Here is a 12,457-nt window from a genome sequence, read left to right as displayed (position 1 = left end):
TTCATTTCTATCGGCTTGAATAAACATAAGCTTATGAACAAAAGGAGAAATCAGCAAATAGAAATAAAAAAGCCACTGTAAAAACAGTGGCTCATAGAAAGGTGTTATTTGAAGATACGACTGATTAGTTTTCAGGGTTAAGTTGAATTAGCTTTTCAGTACGGGTAATAGAATCTTCTAACCCTAGTTCTTTATAGGCGGCAAGCTGGATCTTGAGTGATTTTCTCGCCGCTTCGGTATCTGGGTAAGTTTTTTGCAGTTCCTGACAACGCTTAATCGCAGCTATCCATGCTTCTCTGCGTAAGTAAAAATCTGCAGTCGCTAGGTCGTATTCAGCTAGGCGGTTTTTAAGCGCAAACATTCTGTGTTGCGAATCTTCCGCATATGGGCTGTCTGGGTAGCGTTGCAGCAGCTTTTTAAAATCAGCAAAAGCCGCTTTTACTGGCTCTGGATCTCGATCACTACGATCAATATTAAACAAATCATGCATAAAGTTACGATCTTGAGCCATATGCGTTAAGCCACGCATGTACAGCACCCAGTCCATTTTTTCATGAGTTGGGTTAAGGCGGCTAAAGCGTTCAATGGTTGCTAAGCCAAGAGCAAGATCGTCATTTTTGTAATAAGCGTAAATCAGGTCAAGTTGAACCTGTTCAGAGTAAGCACCAAATGGATAACGTGAATCCAAAGCTTCAAGTTTTTCTATGGCAGTTAACCAGTTACCACTTTGTAATGATGATTGAGCTTCAGTGTAGAGCTCAGAAGGTGGCACGTCAGGGACGATGTTATCTTTGCTTGAACAACCGAATAACAGTGATAGTGCAAGTAAGCCTGATAAAGTTTGGTATTTCATGTCAGGAGTGGGTTCCTTGAAAATAAAGTATCTTAAAGCTGGAGCAACTGTTTTAAGCCAGAAAAATAGTTTCTTGTTTTAGCTTGAACAACAGTGCTCCTCAAATCGTTTGGTTACTTTCTCTTTCGTAACAGATACAATGGCGGACATTATTTTATCCATACTAGTGAGTATTAGTCTCACGGTTTTTAAAAAAGTTCGATATGGCTCAGCAGATTGAATTAACTCAAACAGTAAAAGATAGCCAGCTTGGTCAACGTTTAGATCAAGCTGTGGCTGAATTGTTCGCCGATTTTTCTCGTTCACGTCTGAAAGAGTGGTTACTTGACGGCAAAATAACAGTAGATGGACAAGTTGTCACTAAACCGCGCACGAAAGTGATGGGCGGCGAAGAGATCACTGTGCAAGCTGAACTCGAAGATGAAGTTCGTTGGGAAGCACAAGACATCCCATTGGATATCGTTTACGAAGATGACGATATTATCGTTATCAACAAACCTCGTGACTTTGTTGTTCACCCAGGTGCAGGTACACCAGATGGTACAGTGCTAAACGCATTGTTGTTCCACTATCCGCCAATTGCAGAAGTACCACGAGCAGGTATTGTGCACCGTCTGGACAAAGACACGACAGGTTTGATGGTGGTAGCGAAGAACGTTCCCGTACAAACACGATTAGTACGTGAACTGCAAAAACGTAATATTACCCGTGAATACGAAGCTATCGCGATCGGTAAAATGACGGCTGGTGGCATGATCGACAAGCCAATTGGTCGTCATTCAACTAAACGTACTTTGATGGCTGTGTCGCCAATGGGTAAACCTGCGGTCACCCACTATCGTGTAGCGGAACATTTCCGTGAACATACACGTATTCGCCTGCGTCTTGAAACGGGTCGTACACACCAGATCCGTGTTCATATGTCCTATTTGCAGCACCCTCTGTTGGGTGATACTGCGTACGGTGGTCGTGCACGTATTCCAAAAGGCGCGTCTCAAGAGTTAACGGATATGATTCGTAACTTTGATCGTCAAGCGCTACACGCTGTCATGTTGAGATTTAAACACCCAGCGACTGGGGAAGAAATGGAATTTCATGCGCCAGTGCCAGAAGATATGGTTATCATGACTGAAGCATTACGTGCTGATGCGCAGCAGAATCCTATGGAAGAGTATTAATCAACAGGTTTTAAGATGAATTGGATCACTCCTAACTGGAATGCACCTAAACAAGTCAAAGCATTTGCTTCTACACGTATTGGCGGTTGTTCGAAACCACCTTACGAAGGGCTTAATTTAGGTATGCATGTAGGGGATGATCCTATTCTTGTGCAAAGCAATAGAGATCTATTGCAGCAGCAAACCGAAATGCCGACAGCTCCTGTATGGTTAAATCAAACCCACTCAACCGTGGTTTTGGAAATTGCTCAGCCAACCAATGATGTTCTTGATGCCGATGGCGTGATTACCTCATCACCGAATGTGGTTTGTTCTGCGATGACAGCGGATTGTTTACCTGTCTTGATCACCAATACTCAAGGAACTCAGGTTGCTGCTGTTCATGCCGGATGGCGTGGTCTAGCAGGTGGTATTGTTGAAAATGCGCTAACGCATTTTTCTAATGATGTGATGTTATGGCTCGGTCCTGCTATTGGTCCTCAAGCGTTTGAAGTGGGTGAAGATGTTTTACAGGCATTTTTAGACTACGACTCAAAAGCAGAAGCTGCATTTGTTCCCGGCAAGCAGCAAGGTAAATGGTGGGCGAATATGGCAACGCTTACTCGTTTGCGCATGGCTAAACTCGGCATTGATCAGGTTTTTGATAGCGGGTTATGCACTTACCAAGATCCTCAGCGTTTTTATTCCTATCGCCGCGATGGTGTAACAGGAAGGCAAGCAACCTTTATCTGGATCAATGAAAATTAGGATTCCCTAAAAAGTTTCCACTCCCACCTTGAAAAGTGGCGCGTATGTAACCATCTTTCCTTACGTAATTAGTTTGAGGTTAGGAAGGTTGTTATGCGTCTCGACAGATTTACCAGCAAATTCCAAATAGCGATTTCCGACGCGCAGTCTCTCGCACTAGGGCGAGATCATCAGTACATCGAACCCGTGCATCTGATGGTTGCGCTGCTTGATCAAAATGGCAGTCCAATTCGTCCATTGCTGACTATGCTTGACGTCGATGTCATGCAGCTTCGCTCTAAATTGGGTGAAACGTTAGATCGTTTGCCAAAAGTGAGCGGGATCGGTGGTGATGTACAGCTTTCTAGCGGTTTAGGCACTTTGTTCAATCTGTGTGACAAAGTCGCTCAAAAACGCCAAGACTCTTATATATCTTCTGAGATTTATCTTCTAGCGGCGATTGAAGATCGTGGCCCGCTAGGTCAGCTCCTGAAAGAGTTTGGCTTAACCGAGAAAAAAGTATCAGATGCGATTGAAAAGATCCGTGGTGGTCAGAAAGTGAATGACCCAAATGCGGAGGAGCTACGTCAGGCTCTGGAAAAATTCACAATTGATCTGACTGAACGAGCAGAGCAGGGCAAACTTGACCCTGTGATTGGTCGTGACGATGAGATCCGCCGAACCATTCAAGTGTTACAACGTCGTACCAAAAACAACCCAGTGATCATTGGTGAGCCGGGTGTGGGTAAAACGGCAATTGTTGAAGGTTTAGCACAACGTATTATCAATAACGAAGTCCCAGAAGGTCTACGTGGGCGACGCGTACTCTCTCTTGATATGGGCGCATTGGTTGCAGGAGCTAAATATCGTGGTGAGTTCGAAGAGCGATTGAAATCGGTGTTGAATGAGCTAGCCAAAGAAGAAGGCAACATCATTCTGTTCATTGATGAGCTTCATACTATGGTGGGTGCAGGTAAAGGTGAAGGCTCAATGGATGCCGGCAACATGCTCAAACCTGCACTTGCGCGTGGTGAACTTCACTGTGTTGGTGCGACGACGCTCGATGAATATCGTCAGTACATTGAAAAAGATCCGGCTCTTGAGCGCCGTTTCCAAAAAGTGCTGGTGGATGAGCCAAGTGTTGAAGACACCATAGCGATTTTACGTGGTTTGAAAGAACGTTATGAACTTCACCACCATGTAGAGATCACTGACCCTGCGATTGTTTCAGCGGCGACGCTGTCTCATCGCTATGTGTCAGATCGTCAGTTGCCTGACAAAGCGATTGACCTGATTGACGAAGCCGCATCCAGCATTCGTATCCAGATCGACTCTAAACCAGAGGCTTTGGATAAACTAGAACGTCGTATTATTCAGTTGAAAATTGAACAGCAAGCGCTGTCAAATGAGACTGATGAAGCCAGTGAAAAACGCTTAAGTATTCTTAACGAAGAGTTGGGTCTCAAAGAGCGTGAATACGCCGAGCTGGAAGAAGTTTGGAAAACAGAAAAAGCAGCATTGTCAGGAACTCAGCACATAAAAACGGAACTTGACCAAGCGCGTATGGATTTGGAAGTTGCGAGACGTGCCGGTGATTTAAGCCGTATGTCTGAACTTCAATATGGTCGAATTCCTGAGTTGGAAAAACAGCTCGATCTTGCGGCTCAAGCCGAAATGCAAGAGATGACTCTGTTACGCAATAAAGTTACAGACAATGAGATTGCAGAAGTGCTGTCCAAACAAACGGGTATTCCTGTGTCTAAAATGCTTGAGGCAGAAAAAGAGAAGCTGCTTCGCATGGAAGATGTTCTGCATAAACGTGTTATCGGGCAGGTTGAAGCCGTTGAAGTGGTGGCGAATGCGATTCGTCGTAGCCGCGCTGGCTTATCTGACCCGAATAAACCGATTGGTTCGTTCCTATTCTTAGGTCCAACTGGTGTCGGTAAAACGGAGCTTTGTAAAACATTGGCTCACTTCATGTTTGATAGTGAAGATGCCATGGTTCGTATCGATATGTCTGAGTTTATGGAGAAACACTCTGTGGCTCGTTTGGTCGGTGCTCCTCCGGGTTATGTGGGTTATGAAGAGGGCGGTTATTTAACCGAAGCGGTTCGCCGTAAACCTTACTCTGTGATTTTGCTGGACGAAGTGGAAAAGGCACACCCAGATGTGTTCAACATCTTGTTGCAAGTGCTTGATGATGGTCGTTTAACCGATGGTCAAGGTCGTACGGTTGATTTCCGTAACACCGTGGTGATCATGACGTCAAACTTAGGTTCTGCGAGCATTCAAGAGAACTTCGCGAAGCTGGATTACCAAGGTATCAAAGAGCGTGTGATGGAAACCGTGACCAAACATTTCCGTCCAGAGTTCCTGAACCGTGTTGATGAAAGCGTGGTCTTCCATCCACTTGGCAGAGAACATATCAAGTCTATCGCTTCTATTCAGTTGGAGCGTTTACATAAACGCTTGGCTGAAAAAGACTACGATTTGATCGTGAGTGAAGATGCGTTGGAATTGATTGCTCAAGTTGGTTTTGACCCTGTGTATGGTGCTCGTCCGTTGAAACGCGCTATTCAACAAAATGTGGAGAACCCGTTGGCGAAATCGATTCTGTCTGGAAAGTTTGTACCGGGCAAGGCTATTCAGCTTGGGGTTCGCGATGGCAATATCATCGCCAGCCAATAGTTGTCGTCAGCAGTAATAGAAAAAGCCATGCGAGAGCATGGCTTTTTTGTTTCTTCGCAACTTACGTTTATTGAGTTCACATAGTCATTCAAACGTAGGTAAAACTATGAGTTTTACGAGAAGTTAGCGTTAATACGCATTTTCAAATAGTCCTGCGCAGTGATTGGCTCGTAAACTTTCTTTGGTCCTTGAATGATTTGGTCACGGTTTGCTTGGCAGAAGAACGCCATACTGTAGCGGGAATCTTGATTCTCTTCCGCAGTTGGCATACGGACGCGGTGCAGAGTCGATTTCAGCAAATCATCACTCCAGCGCATTAACATGTCACCGATGTTGCACGTAATCACACCGGCTTTAGGTACGATGGTACTCCACACTAGATTCTCTTTTGCGTCTTTACCTGCTGCGGCTTGAAGTCCACCTTGGTTTTCTTGCTGAAATACCATGGTCAAACAGTCAAAGTCAGTATGAGCACCCGCGCGCCAGAATGTTCCGTTTTGCGGAACTTCTTTCATTGGCAAGTAGTGAAGCATACGCAAGGTGCTAAGGTAATTTTCAGACTCTCTTTGATGCGCTTTAGTGAAAAAGTCGCGCTCAAAGCCCAATTTATCCGCAAAGCACGAAAGAATCTTCATCCCCAGTTGCCAAGCTTGATATTCAAATGAAAGCAGGTGCGATTCAAAATCTTCAACAAGTTGATTGCTGGGCCAAAGATCACTCATGTGAGGCAATGTAATTTGGTAAGACTCTTTTTGATCCGCCGTGCCCGTTGACGGGCGAACTTGTTGTTTGAATTCCCAACCGGCATTTAACCCTTCTTTTAAAGGAAACTGCTGTTTTGCTTCCACAGGAAGGGCAAAGAACTGTTCGCTTAACTTAAAGGATTTTTCGATATCCTCTAAAGCAATACCGTGATCAACCAGTTGGAAAAAACCAACTTCAGTTGCAGCTTTCCAAAGCTGTTCGGTGATCTCTTCACGACGCTGATCAAAATCATGCAGGTTGATTAGAGGGATCACTGTGTCTGTGGTTTCTACCCCTTTGCCACCGATGGTTGTTTCAAAGTTAAGTTCGTCTAAAAGATATGATTGAGTCATTGTTTCCTCCAATTAAGCATTCGCTTGTTATTGGAGCAATGTCCAGCAATAAGCCAAGAACCTTGTGCTTGGTATTACAGACCGCTTCTACTCCGTCTTTCTACTCTTCTTTTTTTAGCGTTGCAGCGTTGTTGACTGAGTTTATACATTTGTCGCCTAGCTGTGGCGCTAAATAGATTGAGCAAATATAAAATGAAATTTTCTACCAAACACCGTGCTGGACTTGTTCTGCTTCTTCTTCAAGTAGCGGACCGATGACTTCCACTTCGCGCTGACCTGATTCAAAAACCACTCGGCATGGAAGTGCCAAGGTTGGGTTCTCAGGATGATTTCCGGTTAACTCTTTGAGTTTGGCTTCGCTCAGACCGTAGACAACACGTCCAACGCCTGCCCAATATATAGCACCCGCGCACATCGCGCATGGCTCTGCCGATACGTACAGAGTGCAGCGGTTAAGAAAATCTGGGCGGTACAGTTTGCTGGCACGGGTCATGATCACTCGCTCAGCATGACCCGTCATATCTAAATCAGGTAAGTAACCGTTGATCTCTTCCAGTAAAATTTCACCGTGTTCATCGACCAGTACCGCTGAAAATGGGTGAATGCCCCTCGTTTTTGCTTCCTCTGCCAAAGAGAAGCTGTAGCGCAACAACTTAAAATCCGTTTCTTGATTAAGCATTATCTTTCCTTGTGTTATCGCTGCTTTTCTTCTTCAGTCAGGCTCCAAGAGAAGTAACCTTTTTGCACCCAGCTAACTGCTTTGAACAGCAACATACTGACTAGAGACAGGAACACCAGTGCTGCAAAAGCTTGTGGGATTTTGAAATATGAGGTTGAGAACTGAACCAAGTAACCAAGACCTTTTTCAGCCGCGACGAACTCAGCAATAACCGAGCCGATGACCGCTAAAGTGATGGCAACTTTCACGCCGCTGAAAATATGTGGAATGGCGTAAGGCAGGCGAATCTGCCAGATGGTTTTGCTGTTTTTTACACTCAGTGAACGTGACAGTTCAATCAGTTCAGGTGGCGTAGCCAACATACCTGTAGTGGCTGAAACCACTAATGGGAAGAAGGTAATTAAGCAAGTAATCGTCAGACGAGGCGCATCGCCCGTTCCCAAAATCACAATCAGTAGTGGCGCGATGGCAACCACTGGCGTGGATTGAATCACAACCAGAATTGGAAATAACGCACGGGTAAGGAACTTAGAGTTCACCATCATGATAGCGAGAGGGATGCTAATCAAAAACGAAATGACAAAGCCAAGCAACGCAATGCGCAGAGTTGCCCATAAGTTATCGAGCCAACGTTCCATTGATACCTGAGTGAAAGCGATAGCGATATCGCTGGGCGCTGGCAAGATAAACGTTGGTATTGAGAATATTTTACAGATGGCTTCCCAAATAGGAATGATCGCTAATATTGCAATTAGTGGCAGCCAGTTTTGTGACCATTGAGAAAAATAGCGTTTCATAGTTAATCCTTTAACAAGAGACAAATTCGTTTAAGCCAATTAAGCCACTGTGCGACGAATCGGCTCAACGTTGTCTTTATCCTGACTATCCGTTTCTTCACTGCTTGTTACGTTGCTCTTTTCTGAACGATAGAAATACTCGCGAATTTTGTTGGTGTAAGTACCAAATTTAGCGTCTTGCAACGTATGGATATTGCGTGGTCGAGGCAGATCGATCTTGATCTCTTCCAGTACTGTACTTGGGCGAGGTCCCATGACCAGCACTTTATCAGCGAGCAATACCGCTTCAGAAATGGAGTGAGTGATGAACAGCACTGTCTTTGGTTTCTCCATCCAGATTTTTTGCAGTTCAAAGCCCATCTCTTCGCGTGTTAACGCATCAAGTGCTGAGAAGGGTTCATCCATGATCAAAATGTCTGGATTCAGTAGCAACGCTCGCGCAATACCAACACGCTGCTGCATTCCACCGGAAAGTTGGTCCGGCATGCTGTTTTCAAAACCCGCTAAACCCACAGTATTCAATAACTCTTGTGCATTTTGACGGTCTTTTGGGCTGACATAATTGAACTTATGTTTAAGTGGAAACAGAATGTTATCGAGGATGTTTTTCCATGGCAGTAACGTTGGTTTTTGGAACACAATACCGATGTCTTCACGCGGCCCTGTGACTGCATGTCCGAAAACGGAAATTTCACCCTGTGTTGGAATGATCAACCCTGACAGTAGGCGCAGCAAGGTAGACTTGCCGCAACCTGAAGGTCCAACGATGGCGACGAACTCATGTTTTTCCACATTGAAGTCGACATCGTTGAGAACCGTAACCGAATGTTTGTCAGAGTTATAGGTATGACCTATACGCTTGAACGAAACAAATGGTTGCATTAGTTCACTCCCTCGTAAAACTGACGATCAACTGCTGTTTCTGGGTCAAGTTTACTGAGATCTAGACCTTGAGCTTCTGCTGTCCATTTCCATGTTTCGCTTAGGCGAGATGGCGTGAACTGACCAACGCCGTCACGTTGAGATACTTCATTCATGACGAGACCATGAATCGACTTAATGGTGTCAGCCGCTTGTTTTGAGTCCACTTCAGGAACCATTTTCGTAACGTACGCACCGCTTTCTTCAGGATGAGCCCAGGTGTATTCGACCGCTTTTGCATAAGCTTTCACAAAGCGTTTCACCACATCAGGGTTTTCAGACATAAACTTGTCGCTGGCAATAATAGAAGAAGAGTAGAACTCTAGGCCTGCGTCATACCAAGGCAATACCGTCAGCTTTTTCCCTGCTTCAGCGGCTTGCTGTTCGTTTTTAACACGGTCTGTCATCCAAGAAATCATCACGTCAGATTGACCAGTGATCAGCATTGGGTTGAGTGCGCCCGGATCCGCTTTTAACACTTTGACACTCTCTTCTTCAATGCCGTTTTTCTTTAGCATCAGAGGAAGGAAAACGTTCGCTGAAGTAAATGGAGAAGTCGCGATGGTTTTGCCTGAGACATCTTTCACTGAATTGATACCTGAATCATCCAGTACGTAGAATGCGTAAGGTGCTTTGCTAAATAGAGAGTAGATGGCTTTAACTGGAACGTTGTCATTCGCTTTCGCTACTAACAGAGCAACAATATCTGCGGAACCGATATCAGCCGTGCCTGTTGCAATCTTTGTAATCGCATCTGTAGAGCCTTTACCTCCCAGAATGGTTACGTCTAAGTCTTGTTCGGCGAAAAATCCTTGTTGAACGCCAACATAGACAGGTGCCTTATCCCCGCCTGGAAGCCAGTCAAGCTGAAACGTGACTTTGTCTGCAGCAAAGCTACTCGCTGATGTAAGTAGCAAAGATAGCGAAAGGCTTAGTTTGTTGAATTTAGAAATAGTTTTCATAGTTACTCCGTGTCTTCCTTTTCACTCTAAAGTGCAGCAAGTGTTGACTGCATCCTTTAGCTAACTATGAGCAATGTCCCGATACCGTCATTGGTATCTAACCGCTTCTACTCACACTTCCATTGTTCACAGAGCAATCGTTGTGCCAAAAATTGAAAAACAAATGGGAGGTAATTAACTGTACGTTAACTAACCGTTAACGGATGGGCGTTGCAGAGGAAATATCGTCAGATAGGGTTGTATACAATACAAGTAAGATATCGGATAAATATTGTATGCAATTGCACCTTTGCAATGCATTTTAGTGTGGTAAGGCTCAATCTTGGTGCATGTTTTCTGAGCTGGAAATGTAACGACTAAGGTGAGAGTGGTGGTCTGTAATTTGCATTGTATACATTAAGATTGAACGTTCAGAACAGATAATGTTTTGTATATGTTAAATGAGTAGAAGCGGTTAGGAGTAAGCGAACTCTGGGACATTGCTCAAAAGCGAATAAGCCTAAGTAACAGAGTAGGCTTGTATAAAAGGAAGTTTTGATGAACTACTTAATTAAAAATGCCAGCAGTGTCTTTTCTCCTAAACAAGACTGTAAAGATATACGAATTCATAACGGTATTATCGCCGAGCTAGGGCAGAACTTGCTGCCAGAGCAGGGTGAAGAAATTATTGATGCCAGTGATTGTGTTATCTATCCGGGTTTTGTGAATACTCATCATCATATTGCTCAGTCAATCTTGAAAGGAATACCCGCAGGTATTAATGATGGGCTGGGTGACTGGCTTGCAAATGTTCCTTACCGCTACTGGCCTCAAATCACGCCAGAGATCATGTATTCAACCGCGAAGCTTGGTTTCTATGAGTTGCTGCGTTCTGGCGCAACAACTTGTGCGGATCACCATTATCTCTACCACGCCAATTCATCGATGGAATTAGAAGAGGCGGTTTGGCAAGCCGCAGATGAAATGGGAATTCGGCTGGTTTTATGTCGAGGTGGAGCGACAGTTAAAGGAACACATAAAGGATTAGCGAAAGCAGGCGTCGAGCCTGAATCCGTTGAGTTGATGATAAACCGCTTGGAATCTACTCGCAGTCGTTATCACCAAGAAGGTGAATTTGCCATGCGTAAGCTGGTGGTCGCCCCAACAACGATTGCTCACTCTTCGACTCCAAGTGATCTTCTTCTATTGTCTGAATATGCAAGAAGCCAAAAGTTGCGTATGCATTCACATATGTTAGAAGTGGATTTCGATAATGAGCAGTCATTGGCGAAATACGGTATGGGCATCGTAGAGTTCGCACAAAGCTGTGATTGGCTAGGCGAAGATGTTTGGTTTGCGCATTTGGTTAAAGCGACAGAGCAAGATATCAAGCTACTTGCAGAAACAAAGACAGGCATTGCTCATTGCCCTACATCTAATTGTCGATTAGGTAGTGGGATTGCCCCTGTTATAGCAATGGAAAAAGCTGGAATGCCGATATCGATTGGTGTTGATGGCTCTGCATCGGCCGAATCTGGTTCTATGCTTCAAGAGCTAAACCTGACTTGGCTGATTCATCGAGCGCAAAACGGCCCTAAAGCCACAACTTTAGAACAAGTGCTTACCTGGGCAAGTAAAGGAGGGGCAGATATTCTGGGCTTAGAAGGTGTGGGAACCATAGATGTTGGGTATGCCGCTGATATTGTTTTATACGATATTAACCAGCCGCGTTTGTCTGGCTGTCACGATTTATCAATGTCTCCGATAATAGCCGGTGAGCCTTCTTATATTAAAGCGAGTTTCGTTAACGGTAAGATTGCATACCGCCATAGCGACGAAACGAAATACCTCACTTTAGTTGAAGAAGTACGTCACTCTATCGCCAACTTGAATCAACGAGTGCAAAAGTTAGAGTCTCTATAAGCTGTTTTATGGCGAATTCGCTTAGATAAAATACGATTTGTTTCTTTCTTAATCAATCAGTCTGAAAACTTGGTTTTTAGGCTGATTTCTCCTTGCCAACTCATTTTTCCTCCCTATAATGCGCCTCCGTTGACCAGCAATTCTGAATGAAAGAATGTTGGTAAATATGACGGAAAGTTAAATTTCTTAAGTTAAAGAAAATTAACTAAAAAAGTGGTTGACTCTGAATGTTTACTCGCTAAAATGACCGTCCGTTTTGAGAGGAATGCCTCGCAAAACCAAGCTCTTTAACAATTTAAACCTATCAATCTGTGTGGGCACTCGTTGATGAAAATCAAAGTTAAGTCTTTGTTCTTGTAACAAAGCAACTTAGGTTTCAATGAACTGAGTGACCAATACAAATAACTTCGGTTATTTGGCACAGTCAATTCATTACCATTCTGTTCCTATTTATTAAGAAGAGAAGGGTAATAGCTTTAAAATTACGTCTTACTTTCGAGTAAGAGCAGTTTTGAAGTCAGTATTCGTTGAGCCGACAAAATCTTAAATTGAAGAGTTTGATCATGGCTCAGATTGAACGCTGGCGGCAGGCCTAACACATGCAAGTCGAGCGGCAGCACAGAGAAACTTGTTTCTCGGGTGGCGAGCGGCGGA

General features: G+C 44.3%; 10 protein-coding genes and 1 rRNA gene. 5 read left to right on the top strand and 6 right to left on the bottom strand.

All coding sequences use genetic code 11. The annotated features are described in order from the left end of the window. Nucleotides 1-124 precede the first annotated feature (124 nt). On the bottom strand, nt 125-853 hold the full coding sequence (locus L3V23_RS12670; RefSeq protein WP_102955689.1) for an outer membrane protein assembly factor BamD: 729 nt from the start codon (nt 851-853) through the stop codon (nt 125-127). 203 nt (nt 854-1,056) lie between these two features. On the opposite strand from L3V23_RS12670, the gene rluD reads away from it, so the two are divergent. The 3 genes from rluD to clpB all read left to right on the top strand — a co-directional run bounded on the left by rluD (nt 1,057) and on the right by clpB (nt 5,445). After that, complete coding sequence (rluD, locus tag L3V23_RS12665; RefSeq protein ID WP_102955690.1) at nt 1,057-2,031, top strand: 23S rRNA pseudouridine(1911/1915/1917) synthase RluD; 975 nt, start codon at nt 1,057-1,059, stop codon at nt 2,029-2,031. A 15-nt stretch (nt 2,032-2,046) separates the two neighbouring features. Beyond that, a complete protein-coding gene (gene pgeF, locus L3V23_RS12660) occupies nt 2,047-2,778 on the top strand; it encodes a peptidoglycan editing factor PgeF (protein ID WP_102966261.1) in 732 nt (243 codons plus the stop codon). Nucleotides 2,779-2,871: 93 nt separating this feature from the next. Beyond that, nucleotides 2,872-5,445, top strand: a complete 2,574-nt coding sequence (clpB, locus tag L3V23_RS12655; protein WP_042484213.1) for an ATP-dependent chaperone ClpB — start codon at nt 2,872-2,874, stop codon at nt 5,443-5,445. Between the two features lie 113 nt (nt 5,446-5,558). On the opposite strand, the gene L3V23_RS12650 is transcribed toward clpB, so the two are convergent. From L3V23_RS12650 to L3V23_RS12630, 5 genes are all read right to left on the bottom strand, one after another. Continuing rightward, nucleotides 5,559-6,542 carry a 2-oxoglutarate and iron-dependent oxygenase domain-containing protein gene (locus L3V23_RS12650; RefSeq protein ID WP_102966262.1) on the bottom strand — a complete coding sequence of 328 codons (984 nt, stop codon included), beginning with the start codon at nt 6,540-6,542 and terminating at the stop codon, nt 5,559-5,561. A gap of 202 nt (nt 6,543-6,744) precedes the next feature. Further along, entirely contained in the window at nt 6,745-7,221 is a 477-nt protein-coding gene (locus tag L3V23_RS12645) for a nucleoside deaminase (protein ID WP_102941085.1), read from the bottom strand. Between the two features lie 14 nt (nt 7,222-7,235). After that, the gene (locus L3V23_RS12640; RefSeq protein WP_042484204.1) at nt 7,236-8,018 is read right to left on the bottom strand and encodes an ABC transporter permease; all 783 of its coding nucleotides are present in this window, start codon (nt 8,016-8,018) and stop codon (nt 7,236-7,238) included. A 39-nt stretch (nt 8,019-8,057) separates the two neighbouring features. Beyond that, complete coding sequence (locus tag L3V23_RS12635; protein WP_102966263.1) at nt 8,058-8,900, bottom strand: ABC transporter ATP-binding protein; 843 nt, start codon at nt 8,898-8,900, stop codon at nt 8,058-8,060. Next, complete coding sequence (locus L3V23_RS12630) at nt 8,900-9,901, bottom strand: ABC transporter substrate-binding protein (protein ID WP_102955730.1); 1,002 nt, start codon at nt 9,899-9,901, stop codon at nt 8,900-8,902. The genes L3V23_RS12635 and L3V23_RS12630 overlap by 1 nt, the downstream gene beginning before the upstream one ends. Before the next feature lie 537 nt (nt 9,902-10,438). Here L3V23_RS12630 and L3V23_RS12625 point away from each other — a divergent pair. Together L3V23_RS12625 and L3V23_RS12620 are read left to right on the top strand one after the other, a co-directional pair. Next, nucleotides 10,439-11,803: an amidohydrolase family protein gene (locus tag L3V23_RS12625; RefSeq protein WP_237292404.1), complete on the top strand. Its 1,365-nt coding sequence runs from the start codon at nt 10,439-10,441 to the stop codon at nt 11,801-11,803. Nucleotides 11,804-12,348: 545 nt separating this feature from the next. Continuing rightward, nucleotides 12,349-12,457 (top strand): 16S ribosomal RNA (locus L3V23_RS12620); the annotation flags it as partial.

The sequence above is a fragment of the Vibrio sp. A1-b2 genome, from assembly GCF_021726015.1.
GTDB lineage: Bacteria > Pseudomonadota > Gammaproteobacteria > Enterobacterales > Vibrionaceae > Vibrio > Vibrio diazotrophicus.
This window is presented reverse-complemented; position numbering and strand designations above follow the sequence as displayed.

Bases quoted from the DNA above. Each gene is read 5' to 3' on its own strand.
- L3V23_RS12670 (WP_102955689.1), bottom strand. From the start codon at position 853: ATGAAATACCAAACTTTATCAGGCTTACTTGCACTATCACTGTTATTC.
- rluD (WP_102955690.1), top strand. From the start codon at position 1,057: ATGGCTCAGCAGATTGAATTAACTCAAACAGTAAAAGATAGCCAGCTT.
- pgeF (WP_102966261.1), top strand. From the start codon at position 2,047: ATGAATTGGATCACTCCTAACTGGAATGCACCTAAACAAGTCAAAGCA.
- clpB (WP_042484213.1), top strand. From the start codon at position 2,872: ATGCGTCTCGACAGATTTACCAGCAAATTCCAAATAGCGATTTCCGAC.
- L3V23_RS12650 (WP_102966262.1), bottom strand. From the start codon at position 6,542: ATGACTCAATCATATCTTTTAGACGAACTTAACTTTGAAACAACCATC.
- L3V23_RS12645 (WP_102941085.1), bottom strand. From the start codon at position 7,221: ATGCTTAATCAAGAAACGGATTTTAAGTTGTTGCGCTACAGCTTCTCT.
- L3V23_RS12640 (WP_042484204.1), bottom strand. From the start codon at position 8,018: ATGAAACGCTATTTTTCTCAATGGTCACAAAACTGGCTGCCACTAATT.
- L3V23_RS12635 (WP_102966263.1), bottom strand. From the start codon at position 8,900: ATGCAACCATTTGTTTCGTTCAAGCGTATAGGTCATACCTATAACTCT.
- L3V23_RS12630 (WP_102955730.1), bottom strand. From the start codon at position 9,901: ATGAAAACTATTTCTAAATTCAACAAACTAAGCCTTTCGCTATCTTTG.
- L3V23_RS12625 (WP_237292404.1), top strand. From the start codon at position 10,439: ATGAACTACTTAATTAAAAATGCCAGCAGTGTCTTTTCTCCTAAACAA.